Annotated in this window: 23 protein-coding genes; 3 read left to right on the top strand and 20 right to left on the bottom strand. The window is 65.2% G+C overall.

All coding sequences use genetic code 11. From position 1 onward, the window contains the following. Nucleotides 1-131: 131 nt before the first annotated feature. Together E2E27_RS06390 and E2E27_RS06385 are read left to right on the top strand one after the other, a co-directional pair. Nucleotides 132-416, top strand: coding sequence for a hypothetical protein (locus E2E27_RS06390; protein ID WP_141458193.1), 285 nt, complete (start codon nucleotides 132-134; stop codon nucleotides 414-416). Beyond that, entirely contained in the window at nucleotides 413-1,225 is an 813-nt protein-coding gene (locus E2E27_RS06385; RefSeq protein ID WP_141458192.1) for a phage antirepressor N-terminal domain-containing protein, read from the top strand. The genes E2E27_RS06390 and E2E27_RS06385 overlap by 4 nt, the downstream gene beginning before the upstream one ends. Here E2E27_RS06385 and E2E27_RS06380 read toward each other — a convergent pair. The 8 genes from E2E27_RS06380 to E2E27_RS06345 form a co-directional block, all read right to left on the bottom strand. Beyond that, nucleotides 1,222-2,295, bottom strand: coding sequence for a contractile injection system protein, VgrG/Pvc8 family (locus tag E2E27_RS06380; protein ID WP_141458191.1), 1,074 nt, complete (start codon nucleotides 2,293-2,295; stop codon nucleotides 1,222-1,224). The genes E2E27_RS06385 and E2E27_RS06380 overlap by 4 nt on opposite strands. After that, on the bottom strand, nucleotides 2,292-2,747 hold the full coding sequence (locus E2E27_RS06375; RefSeq protein ID WP_234036217.1) for a phage tail protein: 456 nt from the start codon (nucleotides 2,745-2,747) through the stop codon (nucleotides 2,292-2,294). Before E2E27_RS06375 ends, E2E27_RS06380 begins: the two co-directional genes overlap by 4 nt. After that, nucleotides 2,740-4,908, bottom strand: a complete 2,169-nt coding sequence (locus E2E27_RS06370) for a phage tail tape measure protein (RefSeq protein ID WP_141458190.1) — start codon at nucleotides 4,906-4,908, stop codon at nucleotides 2,740-2,742. The genes E2E27_RS06375 and E2E27_RS06370 overlap by 8 nt, the downstream gene beginning before the upstream one ends. Continuing rightward, the gene (locus E2E27_RS06365) at nucleotides 4,905-5,051 is read right to left on the bottom strand and encodes a GpE family phage tail protein (RefSeq protein WP_141458189.1); all 147 of its coding nucleotides are present in this window, start codon (nucleotides 5,049-5,051) and stop codon (nucleotides 4,905-4,907) included. The genes E2E27_RS06370 and E2E27_RS06365 overlap by 4 nt, the downstream gene beginning before the upstream one ends. Further along, a complete protein-coding gene (locus E2E27_RS06360; RefSeq protein ID WP_141458188.1) occupies nucleotides 5,051-5,401 on the bottom strand; it encodes a phage tail assembly protein in 351 nt (116 codons plus the stop codon). Before E2E27_RS06360 ends, E2E27_RS06365 begins: the two co-directional genes overlap by 1 nt. A 136-nt stretch (nucleotides 5,402-5,537) precedes the next feature. Further along, nucleotides 5,538-6,047: a phage major tail tube protein gene (locus E2E27_RS06355; protein WP_141458187.1), complete on the bottom strand. Its 510-nt coding sequence runs from the start codon at nucleotides 6,045-6,047 to the stop codon at nucleotides 5,538-5,540. 36 nt (nucleotides 6,048-6,083) lie between these two features. Further along, nucleotides 6,084-7,247 carry a phage tail sheath subtilisin-like domain-containing protein gene (locus tag E2E27_RS06350; RefSeq protein ID WP_141458186.1) on the bottom strand — a complete coding sequence of 388 codons (1,164 nt, stop codon included), beginning with the start codon at nucleotides 7,245-7,247 and terminating at the stop codon, nucleotides 6,084-6,086. Nucleotides 7,248-7,260: 13 nt separating this feature from the next. Then, nucleotides 7,261-7,623: a GPW/gp25 family protein gene (locus tag E2E27_RS06345; protein WP_353653636.1), complete on the bottom strand. Its 363-nt coding sequence runs from the start codon at nucleotides 7,621-7,623 to the stop codon at nucleotides 7,261-7,263. A gap of 91 nt (nucleotides 7,624-7,714) precedes the next feature. Between E2E27_RS06345 and E2E27_RS06340 the strand changes: the two genes are divergently transcribed. Then, nucleotides 7,715-8,071: a thermonuclease family protein gene (locus E2E27_RS06340; RefSeq protein ID WP_141458184.1), complete on the top strand. Its 357-nt coding sequence runs from the start codon at nucleotides 7,715-7,717 to the stop codon at nucleotides 8,069-8,071. Between the two features lie 2 nt (nucleotides 8,072-8,073). Here E2E27_RS06340 and E2E27_RS06335 read toward each other — a convergent pair whose 3' ends face one another. From E2E27_RS06335 to E2E27_RS06285, 12 genes are read right to left on the bottom strand one after another with little or no spacing between them, the layout of a single operon-like run. Further along, a complete protein-coding gene (locus tag E2E27_RS06335) occupies nucleotides 8,074-8,688 on the bottom strand; it encodes a phage baseplate assembly protein V (protein ID WP_141458183.1) in 615 nt (204 codons plus the stop codon). Between the two features lie 21 nt (nucleotides 8,689-8,709). Then, a complete protein-coding gene (locus E2E27_RS06330) occupies nucleotides 8,710-8,913 on the bottom strand; it encodes a hypothetical protein (protein ID WP_141458182.1) in 204 nt (67 codons plus the stop codon). Between the two features lie 43 nt (nucleotides 8,914-8,956). Then, on the bottom strand, nucleotides 8,957-9,295 hold the full coding sequence (locus E2E27_RS06325; RefSeq protein ID WP_141458181.1) for a hypothetical protein: 339 nt from the start codon (nucleotides 9,293-9,295) through the stop codon (nucleotides 8,957-8,959). Beyond that, nucleotides 9,292-9,516, bottom strand: coding sequence for a hypothetical protein (locus tag E2E27_RS06320; RefSeq protein ID WP_141458180.1), 225 nt, complete (start codon nucleotides 9,514-9,516; stop codon nucleotides 9,292-9,294). Before E2E27_RS06320 ends, E2E27_RS06325 begins: the two co-directional genes overlap by 4 nt. Then, complete coding sequence (locus tag E2E27_RS06315; protein WP_181443602.1) at nucleotides 9,513-10,181, bottom strand: TIGR02594 family protein; 669 nt, start codon at nucleotides 10,179-10,181, stop codon at nucleotides 9,513-9,515. Before E2E27_RS06315 ends, E2E27_RS06320 begins: the two co-directional genes overlap by 4 nt. Then, nucleotides 10,178-10,543: a hypothetical protein gene (locus E2E27_RS18670; protein WP_181443601.1), complete on the bottom strand. Its 366-nt coding sequence runs from the start codon at nucleotides 10,541-10,543 to the stop codon at nucleotides 10,178-10,180. Before E2E27_RS18670 ends, E2E27_RS06315 begins: the two co-directional genes overlap by 4 nt. Beyond that, nucleotides 10,540-11,067, bottom strand: coding sequence for a hypothetical protein (locus E2E27_RS06310; protein WP_141458178.1), 528 nt, complete (start codon nucleotides 11,065-11,067; stop codon nucleotides 10,540-10,542). The genes E2E27_RS18670 and E2E27_RS06310 overlap by 4 nt, the downstream gene beginning before the upstream one ends. Nucleotides 11,068-11,098: 31 nt before the next feature. Next, nucleotides 11,099-12,265, bottom strand: coding sequence for a hypothetical protein (locus E2E27_RS06305; RefSeq protein ID WP_141458177.1), 1,167 nt, complete (start codon nucleotides 12,263-12,265; stop codon nucleotides 11,099-11,101). Next, nucleotides 12,181-12,924, bottom strand: a complete 744-nt coding sequence (locus E2E27_RS06300; RefSeq protein WP_234036216.1) for an SGNH/GDSL hydrolase family protein — start codon at nucleotides 12,922-12,924, stop codon at nucleotides 12,181-12,183. Before E2E27_RS06300 ends, E2E27_RS06305 begins: the two co-directional genes overlap by 85 nt. Continuing rightward, nucleotides 12,917-13,483 carry a hypothetical protein gene (locus tag E2E27_RS06295; RefSeq protein ID WP_141458175.1) on the bottom strand — a complete coding sequence of 189 codons (567 nt, stop codon included), beginning with the start codon at nucleotides 13,481-13,483 and terminating at the stop codon, nucleotides 12,917-12,919. The genes E2E27_RS06300 and E2E27_RS06295 overlap by 8 nt, the downstream gene beginning before the upstream one ends. Next, nucleotides 13,483-13,938 (bottom strand): hypothetical protein, encoded by a 456-nt coding sequence (locus E2E27_RS06290; RefSeq protein WP_141458174.1) that lies wholly within the window; start codon nucleotides 13,936-13,938, stop codon nucleotides 13,483-13,485. Before E2E27_RS06290 ends, E2E27_RS06295 begins: the two co-directional genes overlap by 1 nt. Continuing rightward, a complete protein-coding gene (locus E2E27_RS06285; RefSeq protein ID WP_141458173.1) occupies nucleotides 13,935-15,173 on the bottom strand; it encodes a gp53-like domain-containing protein in 1,239 nt (412 codons plus the stop codon). Before E2E27_RS06285 ends, E2E27_RS06290 begins: the two co-directional genes overlap by 4 nt. Between the last annotated feature and the right edge of the window lie 3 nt (nucleotides 15,174-15,176).

Genomic DNA, 15,176 nt, shown 5'->3' with positions numbered 1-15,176 from the left:
CTGGCGGCCTGCCCCTTTTCTTGTGCTCATTAAATGTTGACATGCCCTTTTTATGAGCACATAAAAAGCGGGCGTCAAGGGAATAGCACTCCCAAGACGCCCTAACCGCAACCGTCCTCTGGAGACGATTTATGGCTGACCCCACCTCTACCCGCCCCGATCCCACCGCGCAATTCCGCGTCCGGGGCTATGTCCTGACTGAAGACAACCAGACCGGCCTTCGTGACCTGTTTCTTGGCATGAACTTCACCGCCGAAGTGATCGAGGCGCAGGATCGCGCAGGTCAGGGCAGCGTCGACATGACCGGCAATGAACTGGGCGCATTGCTGCGTAGCTTCGCTCGGCTTGGCAACACGCTCACCTTCGACGCACCCTTCACCAGCGCTGCTCCGATTCGCAGCGAGGCAGAGCAATGAGCAAGTTCATCGAAGTCGTGCCGTTCCACAACTATGGGATTGCCACCTTGCGCGAGGGTGACAGCGTGCTGGTTGTGATGAAACCGCTGGTCGAAATGCTCGGCTTGGCATGGCACGGACAGTTCGAACGGCTCAAGCGGCACCCGATCTTCTCCGAAGGTGTTCGTGTTACACGAATACCTTCCACGCATGGCGTGCAGGAAACGGTGGCTTTGGACCTTAAAATGCTGCCCGGTTACCTCGCCACGATACAATCCGAACGTATCCGGGACCCTGAAATCAGGGAGCGGGTCGTGCTCTTCCAGCGCGAGGCGTTCGACGTTCTCTTCCAGCACTTCTTCGGTGGCAGGGGCCCGGTGGGGCGGCAGGCGCTCACCGCCAATGCCGCCGAGGCCATCCGGCTGCTGGAGGCGATCAAGCGCGAGAACCTGCCTTCGGCGCGGGGGGTGCTCTATTCGATGCTCGGCCAGGTGCTCGATGCGCGTGGCCTGCCCTGTCCGCCGGTCGAGGAACTGGTAGAGCCGGACTATGCGCGCGAACAGGCGCTGGCCCTGCTTGAACTGATCGAAGCGCGGATCGAGGAAGGCGCGGTCCCGAACCACCACCGCCGCCCAGACCGTGTGGCGTTTTCGGTGCGGGAGCTTGGCGATATCGGCATCGAACTCACCCGTGACCAACTGGCCGTGCTGAAACAGCACCCGCGCTTCATCGCCAACTGCCCGGTCAACTGTCGTGATGGTCGCAACCGCCATTGCTGGGTATTCTTCGCCCCCGCGCCAGAGGGTGCCGCCATGGTGGTGGCACCCTAAGCGCTCTCGAGCTCAAGGCGCTGCCGCAGCCCGCCGCTGCCGTCGAAGCTGGTTTCGACCGACTTCACCAGCCAGGCGATGCCGTCGATCACCGGGTTCCACCCGCGCAGGGTCACCTTCATGTCGGGCTGAATTGCGGGATCCGCAATCGCGATGTCATAGGTGAATTCGTACGGCGTGCGCGCGGCGCGGCTTGCCGCCGCCTCGGCCGCCTGCCGCGCCTCGGCCTCGGTGGCATAGACGCGCTTCAGCTTCTTTGGTTCGGGCGGCGTGGTGCGTCCCTGTGGCCCTGCCGTTCCGCCACCCGAGGGCGGGCTGGCTTCCGGCGCCGTGCTTGCCGGACCATCCACCTTGACCGTCCGGCGTCGCCCGCTAGCGCTGTCGTGCCACTGGGCCTCCGCACCCTTGTAGCTTTCGCGCTGGCCTTCGCGGAACGTCCAGCTCCACCCGTCCCTGCGGGTCAACAGCATACCCTCGATCGGCGCACCGCCTGCCGTGGTGCCGCCGCCGATTGGCAGGAACAGCAGGAAATTGTCCTTCCAGGTGGCGATCGCGTCGTATCGCTTCCCCAGATCGCGCAGGAAAGCCATGTCGCTCTTGCCCTCCTGCTCGATCACCGCGATCGCGCGGGCGGCCAGATCGCCCCCGATCCGTGCTGTGCGGCTGTGGCGCCCGGCGATTTCGGTCAGGATCGCGCCCAGCGTGGTGTCGCGCCAGGTGCGGGTCTCGCGCTTGCGCAGGGCCCCGGTCAGATCGGCGCTGCGCCCGCGAATGGAAACCTGATCGGGCGGACCTGACAACTCGATCTCGTCAATCGTGAACCGCCCCTTGTCGACCAGCCCCGGGGGAACATCGGCCCCCGATTCCCAGCCCAGCGCCAGCGCAAGGCGCACGCCGGTGCGCGGCACCGCCAGCAGGCCATCGGTGTTATGCAGCACCAGATCGATCGCGTCGGCATCATCCTCGCGCTTTTCGGACAGGCGAAGCGACAGCAGGCGCGGGCGCACCTTGTCGGCAAGGTCGGTCCCGTCTTCCAGCGTCAGCGAAATCCCCGCCCGGCGCGACGTCATGCCCCTTCCCCGGCCGCGCCCTCGATGCTGCCGAGATTGTCGGTCTCATCATCCGACCGCTCCAGCTCGATCTTGAAGGCGACGTTGCGCGGCATCCCGCCTGCCATGATGAAGGCATGGTCTTCATCAAGCCGCACGATCCGGTAATGGCCAAGGATGCGGCCCAGCCCGTTCATCAGCGGATAGGAATCGCCCGTCGCTGCCATGTCCGCCAGCGTGTCGAGCGCGCTGTATCGCCCGGCGATCTCAGGCACGATCAGACCGGAGATGCTGACATTGTCGCCCCCCGGCCCGACATATTGTGCAGCCGCGCGCGCGCCGAAACGTTCGGCCGTGGCATGGCGCCATTCCCGGCTGCGGTTCAGCCGGTCGTAGAGCGCGGTGTCGATGCTGAAGACGAACATGCCCAGCGTCATCAGCTCGCGCGAGGTGGTGGGGGGGATGCTAGCCATCGCTGTAGGAACTCCGCGCCGCCTGCCCGGCCATGCGTTCAAGCTCGATCCGCACCCGTTCGGCCAGGGCGGTCGCATCCTCGCCCGGCTGCTGCTGGATGTTGATGGTCACCGTCATGCCGCCGCCGCCAGCGCCAGCAGTTCCGGCCCCGGCCATGGCAGGCGCAGCGGCAAGCGAACTGGCGGCGACCATGCCAGTGGCCATTCTTCCGGCTGCTCCCAGCACACCGCGTTCGCCCTTCTGCAAGCCCAGCTGCATCCCGGCGGCGGTGTCCTCACCCAGCCCCATAAATACCCGAGAAGGCGACTGTATGCCGAGATAGTTCTTGAAGGCCTCAATCCCGTTTTTCGCCATGTCGATCAGCTTCTTGCCGAGCGCCATGGGATTGATCGCCAAAAGCAAGCCGTCCATCATCTGCTTGCCGATGTTTGACATCCAGCTGGCTGCGCCGCTCAGCAGATCGGTTACATAGTTCCAGCCCGCCAGAAACGCCGCCTTGATCGTGTCCCAGTGGGTGTAGATCAGATACCCTGCAAGAGCGAGGGCAGCGACGATGGCCACGATCAGCGCTACGATCGGGTTGGCCATCATCATCATTCCGGCACTCATGACCCCGCGCGCCAGCGCCATGACCCCGAATCGCATCATGGCGAAGGCGTTCGACCAGCTGCCCGCGTATTTCATCACCAAAGGGGTCATCATGGCGATCGGCCTCATAACCCCACCTATGGCAAATTGGACAGCGCCCAGTCCGATCTTGAAGGCAGCGATGGCTGCTACGAGCTTGACGATCGTGCTGGCAGCTTCGGGGTTGGCCTGCGCCCATGCCGAAACCGACTGCATGGCGGAGTTGATGTAGCTGATCGTGGTGGTCATCACCGGCAGCAGGGTCGTGCCAAGTGTGACGGCCAGACCGGACACGCTCCCCATGAAAGCGCGCCAGCTGACAGTAGCATCGCCAAGCACGCGCTGGTCGAAGGCGGCATCGACCGTGCCGCCTGAATTCATCGCTGCCTCTCTCACCCTGCGATATTCGTCGAGGTTCTGGATCAGGGCGAGCAAGCCCATCCGCGCTTGGGTGTCCTCGAAGGCAAAGGCGAGCTTTTTCATATCGCCGCCGGTCGCCTGCTGGGTAATCATCGCGATCGATTCCATCGCGCTGTAGCCCTCGCTCTGCAGTTTCTGCATGGCGGCGGGCAGGTCGATTCCGAAGTTCTTCTTGAAGGCGTTGATCGTGCCGGGCGAATTAATCTTTCCCAACAGGTTTTTGATGTTGTTCCCCGCTTCGTCGGCATTGCCGGCGGTGTTCATGGCTACCTGAAGCGCCGCTGACAGGTCCGCGACGGCGGGCACGCCCCGCTCTCCCAGCGCCGCCATCTGCGCGGTCAGTGCGGGGAAGTGCTTAGCCATATCGCGGACTTCGAAGCCGCCTTCGTTCCCCGCCGCTGCGAGCGTGTCGAACACCACAGCCGCCTCAGAGCTGGCGACCTTAAGGTTGTTGATGCTGGCGAAGGCAGCATCGGCGGCATCCGGCAGTTCGACCTTGTAGGCGGTGGCAAGGCGGCTCGCTGGACCTATCGCATTGGTGGCGGCATCAAGTCCCATGCCTTTGGCCAACAGCAAGTCGAGACCAGAGCGGATGTCTTCGGGCATGAGGCTGGCGTTATTCGCGATCCCGATGATCGTCTTGCCCAGCTTTTCGGTCTCGGCATTCGTCAGCGCAGCCTTCTGCTGAATATCGACCATCCCGCTGGAAAAGTCGCCCGCCGCCTTCACCGCCAGAATCAGCGGCGCGGCCAGCGCCGCGCCCTGCACCATGTTATCTCGGCCCTTCTGCTGGATCGCGTCCGCCCGGGCGAGTTGTTCATTCATCGCGGCCTGCCGCCGCAGTTCTTCCCGCCGCCCTTCAAGCGCGTTCTGGTTGTCACGGATCGCCCGTTCCAACTCTCGCTCGCGGTTGACTAGTTCAGTGATGTTGCCCGATGCGCCTTCCATCTGGCGACGCACCTCACGCAGCTGTGCCTCGAGCTTGCGCCCTTCCCCTCGCAATGCGCCGAGCGAGGCCGAGCCCTTGTTGCCCAACCCGATGATGTTGCGCAGCGCCCCCGACATCTTGTCGACGCCGAGGAAGTTTACCAGCAGGGTCAGCTTGTTGCTCATCGTGCCTTACCTGCGCCTTTCGCCGGGGCGTTTGCCCGGTTCCACCGATGCACCGCGCGCTCCCGCCATTCAACCAGCTCGTCCATGTCGAGCGCCTTGAGTTCGCTCAGGGGCCAGTGGAAGATCCCGGCTATGTCGGCCATCAGGTCTTCGGCTGTTGTTCCGCCAGCATCGCTTCGAGCATCCGCCGCTCTGCCGCCGTCATAAAAAAACCCCGGATCGCCCCTGCCAATTCCGTCAGGTCACCGGGATCGAGCGCATTGCATTCGTCCTGCACCAGCACCGGTTCACTGATACGCGGCAACAGCTGAAGAACAGTCGCGACATCGAGGCTGACCAACTGCTGCATGTTCAGCCCGCGCAGTTCCCCCGCCTTGGGCTTCCGCAAGATGATCTTTTCGATCATCAACTCCCCCCGCTGGATCGGTTCAGAGAGGTTGACGGTCTTGAAGCGGTTGCTTTCCTGGGCGGCAAGCGGAGTGGTTTCGGCCATGCGGAGCGTCCTCGGTTTTTGAAGTCATGCGGGGCGAAAGCGGGACGGGACGGCCGGGATGATCCTTGGGGGGATGGCCGCCCCGCCCCATCCGTTGACCGGCCGCCCCGCACAGCGCCGGTCCGCGGGGTCCTGGTCAGTTCTGGAGCGCCGCCATGATCTCGCCGTAGCGATCGATGCCATCGACGATGAAGGTGCCGGCGATCATGTCGATCTCGATCTCGGGGCGGCCGTTCACCACCTGCCGGTAATAGGCCAGCGGAATGGTGTAATCGTGCTCGGTGTCGTCGCCTGGCTTGGCGGTGCCCGTGGCGATTTCGGAGAAACGCCCACCAATATAGCATTCGACCACGTCAACCTCGCCCGTGTCGTCGCGCTGGTATGCCCCGGTGAGCCGGACCCGCACGCCATCCACCCGGGTGGTACCGAACTTGCGCATCAGCGCGACCACGTGCCCGCCCATTTTGAGCGTGGCTTCCATGGCAGACAGGCCGAGGTCGATCATGACCGGGCCGATCATGCCTGCGCCACGATATTCTTCAGTCTGCAGCGCGAGCGAAGGGGCCTCGAACTCGACCACTTGGCCGATGTAGTTCACGCCGTCGACATGGGCGGTGAGGTTCTTCAGTTTCTTCGGGATGCCCATAGCGGGTGTCTCCTAAACGGGGTCGAGCGGGGAGGATCAGACCAGCTGATCGGCGAAGTCGGTGTAGTAGAAATCGGTGATCACTAGATCGACGTTGGGGTTCTCGAGCGGTGCCACCGGCGTGAACTGGATCCGGAAGCGGGGGCGACCGGCGGCCAGCTCCTGTGCGCTGTTCTGGTCAGCATCGAAGAACATCTCCGCGCCCTGAATCACGCCCTGCACCGCCAACTGGCGGAAGCGCGCGTTGCCGGTCTCGAGCAGATCCTTGATCAGGCCCACGGTCATCGGCTGATCGATGAAGGGGCTTACGATCTGAGCGACAATCTCCTGCAGCGCGTGGCTGGTGCGCACCGCGCTTTCGAAGACGAAGCTGGGATTGGTGAGCGGATTGGCCGTGGTGCGATTGCCCCACAGACGGAATCCGTTCTGGCGGATGATCGTGGTGACCTCGCCCCCGTTGAGCACGCCGGCGTCGGTGCTGGGATCGGTGAGATCGAAGCTGATGTCGCGATCGAGGCCGGTGACACCGACCAGCGGCACGTTGCTGATCGTCTTGTGCCAGCCCACCGTCTCATCGATCTGGGCGCGCAGGCCAATCGCGCGGGCGACAATATCGCCGGCGAAATCGTCGCTCGTGCCCGGCCAGATCAGCATCAGCTCGCGGTGGCCGAAGTTCTCGCGGAAGGTCAGCGCCTCGGCCACGGTATCACCTTCAGCCGCGGCATAGACGAATCCGCGCAGCTTCTTGGCGACGCTGACCATCTCCTCGATGACAGGCTGGGTGTCGAGGCCGGGAGCGGCGATGATCTGGGGCTTCACCCCAAGGCGCTGCTCGGCCACGGCGAGCGCCTGCAGTCCGGTGAAGGTGGTGCCATCGGTGGCGCCGATCACGTTGTCGTCGGTTTCTGCCTGGTCCTCGCCCTCGGCAACGCGAACCACCACCACAACCGGGGTGGCCTGATCGCCGATCGCGCGCAGCACCGGGCCGAGCGTGCCGCCAGTACCGGCATTGCCCGCCGCGATATCGACCCCGCCGGTGATGAGCACCGGGGTGTTGAGCGGGAAGGCTGCATCGAGCGCATCGGCCTGCTCGCCAGCGGGCGCGGTGGCGGTGGCGACGATGCCGATCACGGCAAGGCTGACAGCCCCCAGCGCGCGGGGGCCGGAAGCGGATTCGGTAATCGTGAGGCCATGAACCATGAGGGAGCGTCCTTCAGGAAGTTGCGCGGGGCGCGCGGGTGTCGATCGGGATGGTGAGGGTGGTGAGCGCGTTCGAAGGCGGCAGATCGGTGCGCCGTCCCTCGATGCGGATGGTCAGACGTCCGGCGGCGGGTTCCCCGGCCAGCGTTACGCGGGTGAGCTGCAGGCGCGGCTCCCAACGGCGCAGTGCGATCGCGGTGGCAGCCTGCAGCAGCAGCCGGATCGCGCCGTTGATCGGCTTGTCGACCAGCTCGAACAGCAGCGAGCCATAGTCGCGCCGCATCACCCGGCTGCCGAGCGGGGTGGAGAGGATATCGCCGATCGACTGCGCCAGGTGCGCTTCGTCGCTGATCGGCTTTCCGGTGGTAGCGGCCATGCCTTGCATGGGAGCGAGGGAAACGCGCTTCGCGCGCGCAATGCCAGCGGCGGGGATGGTGGAAGCCGCTTTAACCTAGTAGGGCGGGGCCATGCTTGCCGTCGCAGCCCTCGCCCTCGCCTGCACCGTGATCGACGGCGACACCATCCGGTGCGGCAGCGAGCGGGTCAGGCTTAGCGGAATCGATGCACCGGAGACAAGCGCATGCCGACCAGGGCGGCGATGTGTCGAGGGCGAGGGGCAGGCCGCGCGCCGCGCGCTCCGGCTGCTGATCGAAGGGCGCAATCTGCGCCTGGTGCGAATGGGCAGGGATCGATACGGGCGCACGATCGCGGCGGTCTATGCCGATGGGCGGAACGTCGCCTGCAGCCCGCTGACAAACGGGCACGCGGTCTATCGCAAGGACTGGGATAACCGGGGGCTGGTCGCCCGGGATTGCCGCATCTGACCTCACACCGGCGTGCCGGTCTGGGCGCCGCCCGACTGCACGCCCCCGTGCTTGTGCGACTTGAGGCTGATCCCATCGCCGACAACGTCTTGCTCGGCCGTCACGGTCTGGTCGACGGTGACATTGCCGGTGATCGCCGCATCGCCATTCGTGGTGAGGTTGCCCTCGATCGTCACGTCGCCGCGCAGGGTGATCCCCCCGTCTGCCGTAACATCGACCGTGCCGCCTGCCGGCAGGACGGCCAGCAGCGCGTGCGCCTCGGGGTCATAGGTGATCTTCGCACCGTCCGAGAATTCGATCATCTCGGCGGTGGTACTGCCGAGCGGCGGGAAAGCGTCCTGCACGATGCCGGCGATCGCCACGGCCGCACCGATCTGGCCATCGGGGCAAACCAGCAGCACCTGCTCGCCCTCGCTGGGGGGTGACCACACCCGGGTGAGGCCTGCGCGCGGGGAGAGCCAGCGGATCGGGCCGGTCTGGGCGGGCTCGGGATCGTCGGGGTCACCGAACCGCACGATGCAGCGCGCCTCGGCCAGATCGACCGAGAGCACGGTGCCGATCCGGATCAGGCTGGCGATGTCGGCGGGGATGTCTTCTTGCGGGGCGGGGCGAATCATGATGGTGCCTTGATGTGGGGGTCAGAACAGGCCGAGGAACTTCGGCCGCGCGCGCTCGATCGCAGCGCGGTCGCGTTCCTCGCAGCGCTTGATGATCGCTCGCGCGGCCTGGGCGCGCTCGAACTCGGTGCGCTTGCCCGCCGTCTGCGCACCCGCGAAGCCGATCCAGCTTTTCAGCGTTTCGAGATCGCTTGCCCCGGCGCGCGGGGCGGCAGCATCGGGCACCGGGGTTTCCCATGTGCCATCGAGCAGATCGGAGCAGCTGCTCTTAGGAGCAAATACCGAAGTTGTCGCACAGCCAGCCAGCGCCAGAGTCATGAGCACCAGAAGCATCATCCGCATCGTTCACGTCCTTTTGCATGTCGGCCACGGATCGCTCACGCTCGGCCTCGGTTTCAGCTTGCTCGCCCACGGTGGTGGCCGTGTCCTGCCCGGACTTCAGCGCCGCGTCGGCCTGCCCGGTGGCGAGCTTTGCCTCGGTGCGGGCGCTGCCGGTGAACAGATCCCGCACGAACAGGAAGGCCCAGATCAACGCGATCAGCAGCACCACCCCGAGGATCGCTTTCCAGATCGGGGTCAGCTGGCGCAGCCAGGGGATCGGGTTCATGGGTCATCCCCTCGCGTGTCGTTCTTGCCGGTGAACAGGAAGGCCATCACCAGACCGATCAGGCCCTGAATGACGATCGCCTGGGCGAGGCTCTTGAACAGGTCATTGTCGGCCAGCTCGGGCCGCGCCCACATCAAGGCGAACACCACCAGCACCAGCGTGAAGGCACCCGCTCCTGCGAGCACCCGCGCGGTCGCCATATTCATTGGCGGCAGCTTCATGCTTCATTCGTGGAAACCACGCCCCCCGTCATGCGCGGCAGGCCCGGCGCCGGTCGGCCCACGTCATGCGGCCAGCGGATCGCCACCGCGCGCGCCTTGGCGATCGGCGCGATGCTCACCATGTCGCCCTGATTGCCGCCGAGGACGTAGTAATTCGCCTCGCTCTCGCCGACGAGGAAGCCGACATGGCCGCCGCCCGTGCGCTTGAACACCACCACCGCGCCCACCGTGGGCGGGCAGGGCACGCCCCACTTCGCCCAGGCCAGCGCACGCGGGAACTCGGCCGCGCCGAGGATCTTGCGACCGGCGCGCTCGAGGCAGTCAGCGACGAACAGACCGCACCACGGCGTTTCATCATCGTTGAACCACGTCGCGCCGAGGCGACCCCACGCGCCCGCAATCCAGTTGTTGTGCTTCGGCCCCTTGATCTCGCGCTCGCCGATCTTCTCGCGGGCGAGCTGCATCCAGCGCGGTTCGCTGGCCTTGGGCGAGGGCGTGACCTTTTTCCCGGCGTCGGGAATATGCTGCCCCGCGCGCGGAATGCCCAGCGCATCGAGGACATTGTCGAGCGCCCCGATACGGCGTGAACCGTCCTCGGGATGGTTGAACACATCGGGCTTGGCCGCGCGCACCGCGGCGAAGATGGGCGCTCTTGGGTCAGTCACGTCTTTTCTCCCGTGTTCTTGATCGCCGCCAGCACCGGCGCGAGGATGAATTGCCGCAGAATGTCGAAGGCCTTCTCGCCCATAAAGGCGACCGCGAAGCCGATCCCCGCCACGCCCAGCGGGCCAGCGCCCAGCAGATCGGCGAAGAACAGCGTGGTGATGACGCTGCCGACCGAAAACAGCAGCATGACGATGACTTCGCGCCTGATCTCGGGCCAGACCTTGCGCGACTGGACGGAAACACCGACCCGCGCGAACCATCCGCCCAGCAGCCCCAGCGCCATCGCGAGGCCGAAATGCGCGTCGATTGCGGTGACCGCCGGAACAAGAATGGCGAGCATCCCCTTTTCTACCGGGCTCACAGGATCGGCCCTCCAATTCCTTGCGTTGCCACAAATGCCGCGACGCCCAGCACGCCTGCCGCCGCCAGCATCATTGCGGGCCGAGGCGAAAAGGCGATAGCGATGGCCCAGCAGCCGCTCGCCCATAGCCCCCAGCAGAACGCCATCAGGCCGTTCCAGAACGTGCGATCTGCCCCGGCCATCCCGTATTGCTCGAGGGCAAAGGCAACCGCGCGCTCCGACCATCCCACGCGGGAAAGCGGGATGGCTGCACCCGCGATCATGATTGCGACCATGAACACCAACGCCGCCGCCAGAGTGATAAAACGCGGCCCCGGACGGCGGATGCTCTCGTCTAGCGTGCCTGCCACCGCGACCATCTCGGCGGTGTTCTGCCAGCCTTGCCGCTGCAAGGATCGGGCGAGCAGCAAGCGGCCCAGCTTCCACGCGATCGGCGCGATCAGCACAATCGACAGCAGCGCCCCCGGCACCGACCAGGCGCGAAAAGCATCGCCGACATGGACGACGAAGGCGAGGCCGGTCATTTGAGTTGCTCGGGCGTGGTGCCGGGGCGGGTCACGTCGTCATCTCCCGCCCGCCCATGCGCTCCATGCCAGCCCAGCGCGCGGGCAGCAGGTTTCCGAGCGAACCGCGGTTGATGCCTTGGTTCCAGTCGAACTCTCGCCCGTAGATGTCGATGATCGCGGTCTGCCCGTCGATGGTCGCGCCGCCCGTGTCGATGGGCAGAAAGGTTGCCGGGTTATAGAAGAGCGCCCGCTTGGCCGCGTTGGTGAAGTCGAAGGCGTGTCCGGTGAACAGCATGAGCCGGCGCAGCGCGCAGCCGGAAAGCGGCAGGCCCGGCGGGCCGAACAGCTGGCGCATGTAGGAAAGGTTGATCGGAATGCTGTCCGCCGTGAGCGCGATGGTTGAACTGGTTTCGTTTGTCGCGATGGTCATGGTTCCCGCCACGGTATCAATCGACACGAAATAGGCGTTGATCGCGAAGGGATCGGCGGGGAGCGCCCACGTTGGCGCGCCGCCAAGTTGCACCGAGCTGGTATTGCGCAGCCGCACGCGCGGACTGTAAATGTTTGCCCCGTCGAAGCTATCGACACCGGCAAAGGAACCGGCGAGACCGCGCGTCACGCGCATGAACATGACGAAGCTGAGACGGGTGGTGTTGGGAAGGGCCGCGTCGGTCGTGTTGACCGCCGTATCAGGCGGGACCAACTGGATTTCCTGATAATTCGAGCCGCCCAGAAACTCGATGTCATGGCGCGGCAGGGTGTCGCCAGCGTCCTGCGCCAAGAGGAAGGTCTTGCGCGCCTCATGACCGCCCCGGAAGTTGGCCGCACGCATGATGATTTCGCGCGAGCCCAGCGCCGGGGTGATCTCGCCCGCGCCCCGCGTGATCGCGCCGGTCGAAGGGTTGATGGCGATGGCTTCGTCAGAAGTATCGCCCGCTGTCCGGTAGACCTGCGACACGGTGCCAAGGATCAGCCCGGTGGAAAGCAAGGTGCCCGCCGCATCCTTGGGGCGAATCGGGAGCACTTCTTCATGAACATAGGGCGCGCCGCCGTTCATCGCGCGGAACAGCCGGGTCTGCTCAAAGCCGAGCAGGGTTGCGCCAAGGCTGTTGAAGTGCGTCCCGTCGACGGTCAGGCGAGCGTCGGAGGCAAGCGCCTCATTCTGGCGCCAAAGAGCTTCCCAATCATAGATGCGAGCGCCGTGAGCCGCACGCAATTCTCTGAACAGGCGCTGCTGCTTAGGCGCTGCCCCGCCGCCTCAGAGCCGCCCACCGCGAAGGCCCACTGCCCGGTAAAGGTCGCGATGATAGCGTCCACATTCGCGCGGGTGGTCACATAGGTCGCCGCGTTCTCGTCATTGTTCGAGCCGTTGCTGATGTTCGTGCCAGAGGCGCGCGCGGGGTTGGTCACATTGTCCGCTTGGATCAGCGCGAGGATTTGCGCAGTCGTCCGCCCGCCGATCCCGATGTTCGAGACGGAAGCGCCGGGTGCCAGCGCCCCCACCACATTGGTGCTGGTGCGCGCGGGCGGGCCGATGGTCTGTTCGGCAAGGCTGTCCCCGCTCAACCGATACGTCAGCCCCGCACCAATAGGATCGAAGCCGCAATCGCCGCGAAGCGCATTGACGTTGCGCAGCACCATTTGCCGATAGTCCGCCGTCTGCTGGGCAAGGCGCGAGCGCCGAGCCTGCGACAGCGCGGTCGCCACGTCTTCGGTTTGCGGCGAGGTGACCAGCCCGACCGAGAGATAGCGGGTGTTGTTGTAATTCGACCATCCCGCCGTGCCGATGCGGACATAGCCTTCCTGCCACTGTGGGCCGTTCACCCCGGTCGCATAGCGCATCGTCGAAGCCGTGCGAGTGGTGCCGTCACGCAAAGCACTCGATCACGGCAAGGTAATAGAACCCCGCCCGCGCCGGATAGCGCGGCACAGGCACAAAGAACCCGCCCGCCTTGTAGGCCGCGCTGGTGACGGTCGCCGTCGCAACAGTCACGTCCCCCGCAGAGAAGGGCAACGCTTCAAGGTTTGCCACGTTTGCGGGCCGCTCGATAAGAGTCGCGGTGATGACGGGCGCGTCACCCATGAACCGCACGCCGTCGATATTCGCCCCGGCGGCGAAGTCGGTGCCGCAAAGATAGCCGCGCGCAAAGGCTGTGAAGTTGCTGCCGATTACGATGTTGGTGCCGCCGGCGGTCAGTGCCAGCGTGGAAACCGAGCGCCGAAGGTTCTGCGCCGAGCGGACATAGGTCAGGGCATTGGCCGAAATGTCGCTGGCGAGGCCTTCGATCTGAACAGCCTTCTCGGCCGCGACTTCTTCAAGTTCTTGCAGAAACCCATCGACGCTGGTGCGCTTCGTGGTGCCGCCCTGGACGATCGGCAGAGTTTCTTCACCGGTGATCGGCCCTGCAAGCGGCAGGTCACTGATTCTGGACATCAGTCGAACTCCGGCCAGAGGGTGTGGGTGGCGACAGGGAAAGCGGCGAGGTCAGCCGCAGGCAGGCTGTCTGCCAGCTCCTCGATCGCGCCCGATGCGGCGCGGATCGCATCGATCCGGGCGAAGCGCACAGCGCCTTCCTCGCTCGGTTCGCGCAGATCGTTCATCTGCCGCCATTCGGGGCTGATCGTGCGGATCCGCGCGGCAGCCTCACGCCGGATGGCCACCGCGAGCTGCGCGCGAAGTGTCGGCTTGTCCGGCCGGGTGCGACGCGCAACCACCGGGCGGCCGCGTGCGTCGGCCGTGATTGCGCGGCCTTCAGACTGCGCTTGGAGCAGCTCGCCATGGCGCGCATCGCTAATCTCGACCGCGCTTTCGGGGGCGGAATTTCGGGTGAGGAAGAATGCGGGGCGGCGATCCCCGCCCTCCCCCACCATGGCAAAGAAAACGCTCATGTTAGGTTGACCCTTCCGATGGCGAAGTAATTGACCGCGTCTGCGATGTCGTTGGCACTGAAAAGCTGGAAGCCGTTCTGGGTGATCGAGTTGCGAAGCACCGCCGGGTAATTGTCCTGGCGGTTAGTGTTGCTTTCGCTGGTGCCATCGGCGACCACTGCGAAGGTCTGGGCGAAATTCACCGGGAAATTGACGTTGGTCACCCCGTTGGCGCTGGCTGTGACAAGCCCCCACTGAAAACAGATTGCATTGGCGGGGTCTGCGAGAGCGAGCGCGAGGTAGCCATTCGCACCGAAGCTGCGCACGATCGGCCCGAAGCCGCCGGGCGTCATGGCAACATTGTTGGAGGTGCCCGCAATGATCTGGGCGAAGCTCGCGGCGGCTACCGCCAGAACGCGGTTCGCCGCAAGCGACCCCCCGCCGGTCACCAGTCCGCTGCCTGTGATCGTGCGCGCGGTGAGGGCAGCGATGAGCGCGCCTAGCGTGGTGTCGCCCGACTGCCGTTCAAGCGCCTCGGCATCGACGTCGGCAATGCGCGCGGCAATTTCGTTGGCGATGGCGGTGAGCACAGGGGCAAGACGCGCGGCGAGCTTGAGCGAGGTGACGGCGCGCTCATCGTCAACTCCTGCATCGACCTCTTCCTGGGTCGCCAGCTCGATCACGCCTTCAACGGTTTCGGTCGCCGAACCGAACCCGCCGAGCAGCTCGGCAAGGACGGTGGCGAGCTTGAGCGGGGTGACGATCCTTTCGTCGTCTACCCCATCGTCAACCTCTTCCTGGGTGGCGATCTCGGCCACACCTTTCACTGTTTCAGTTGCGGGCGGGAACAGGAAGGTCGCGTCGCCGAACTCGATATCGCCGGCGATCCCATCCTGAAAGGCGACGTCGAAAGCCAGCTGCAGGTTGAGGACCGAGGCCTTGCTGATGATCGGGTCCGCCTGACTGTATGCAGCAAACAGCGTGCCATCAACGAGGTAGAGCGCGAAGCTGCGAAGCTCGTAGATGTCAGGCGAGGAATCCTGCGCCGTCATATGGATCACGGTTTCGCTGATCGCGGTGCCCGAGATCGCATCGATCCGCTTGAACTCACCGGGCAGTGCAGTGAGCGTGGGCGCGACGGCCACTGCATTTTCCGAAAAGCCGACCTCGCTGATCTGGATAGCATCGGTCGAGCCGCTTTGCGCGTCGACCAGCGCATCGAGCCCGGCGGTGGTGAGGATGAGGGTAAAGCTCATGGG

The organism is Porphyrobacter sp. YT40 (assembly GCF_006542605.1).
GTDB lineage: Bacteria > Pseudomonadota > Alphaproteobacteria > Sphingomonadales > Sphingomonadaceae > Erythrobacter.
This window is presented reverse-complemented; position numbering and strand designations above follow the sequence as displayed.

Bases quoted from the DNA above. Each gene is read 5' to 3' on its own strand.
- E2E27_RS06365 (WP_141458189.1), bottom strand. From the start codon at position 5,051: ATGGCCGACATAGCCGGGATCTTCCACTGGCCCCTGAGCGAACTCAAG.
- E2E27_RS06355 (WP_141458187.1), bottom strand. From the start codon at position 6,047: ATGGGCATCCCGAAGAAACTGAAGAACCTCACCGCCCATGTCGACGGC.
- E2E27_RS06370 (WP_141458190.1), bottom strand. From the start codon at position 4,908: ATGAGCAACAAGCTGACCCTGCTGGTAAACTTCCTCGGCGTCGACAAG.
- E2E27_RS06325 (WP_141458181.1), bottom strand. From the start codon at position 9,295: ATGAACCCGATCCCCTGGCTGCGCCAGCTGACCCCGATCTGGAAAGCG.
- E2E27_RS06290 (WP_141458174.1), bottom strand. From the start codon at position 13,938: ATGAGCGTTTTCTTTGCCATGGTGGGGGAGGGCGGGGATCGCCGCCCC.
- E2E27_RS06320 (WP_141458180.1), bottom strand. From the start codon at position 9,516: ATGAAGCTGCCGCCAATGAATATGGCGACCGCGCGGGTGCTCGCAGGA.
- E2E27_RS06285 (WP_141458173.1), bottom strand. From the start codon at position 15,173: ATGAGCTTTACCCTCATCCTCACCACCGCCGGGCTCGATGCGCTGGTC.
- E2E27_RS06340 (WP_141458184.1), top strand. From the start codon at position 7,715: ATGCTTGCCGTCGCAGCCCTCGCCCTCGCCTGCACCGTGATCGACGGC.
- E2E27_RS06335 (WP_141458183.1), bottom strand. From the start codon at position 8,688: ATGATTCGCCCCGCCCCGCAAGAAGACATCCCCGCCGACATCGCCAGC.
- E2E27_RS06380 (WP_141458191.1), bottom strand. From the start codon at position 2,295: ATGACGTCGCGCCGGGCGGGGATTTCGCTGACGCTGGAAGACGGGACC.
- E2E27_RS06350 (WP_141458186.1), bottom strand. From the start codon at position 7,247: ATGGTTCATGGCCTCACGATTACCGAATCCGCTTCCGGCCCCCGCGCG.
- E2E27_RS06385 (WP_141458192.1), top strand. From the start codon at position 413: ATGAGCAAGTTCATCGAAGTCGTGCCGTTCCACAACTATGGGATTGCC.
- E2E27_RS06375 (WP_234036217.1), bottom strand. From the start codon at position 2,747: ATGGCTAGCATCCCCCCCACCACCTCGCGCGAGCTGATGACGCTGGGC.
- E2E27_RS06360 (WP_141458188.1), bottom strand. From the start codon at position 5,401: ATGGCCGAAACCACTCCGCTTGCCGCCCAGGAAAGCAACCGCTTCAAG.
- E2E27_RS06295 (WP_141458175.1), bottom strand. From the start codon at position 13,483: ATGTCCAGAATCAGTGACCTGCCGCTTGCAGGGCCGATCACCGGTGAA.
- E2E27_RS06345 (WP_353653636.1), bottom strand. From the start codon at position 7,623: ATGGCCGCTACCACCGGAAAGCCGATCAGCGACGAAGCGCACCTGGCG.
- E2E27_RS06310 (WP_141458178.1), bottom strand. From the start codon at position 11,067: ATGACCGGCCTCGCCTTCGTCGTCCATGTCGGCGATGCTTTTCGCGCC.
- E2E27_RS06390 (WP_141458193.1), top strand. From the start codon at position 132: ATGGCTGACCCCACCTCTACCCGCCCCGATCCCACCGCGCAATTCCGC.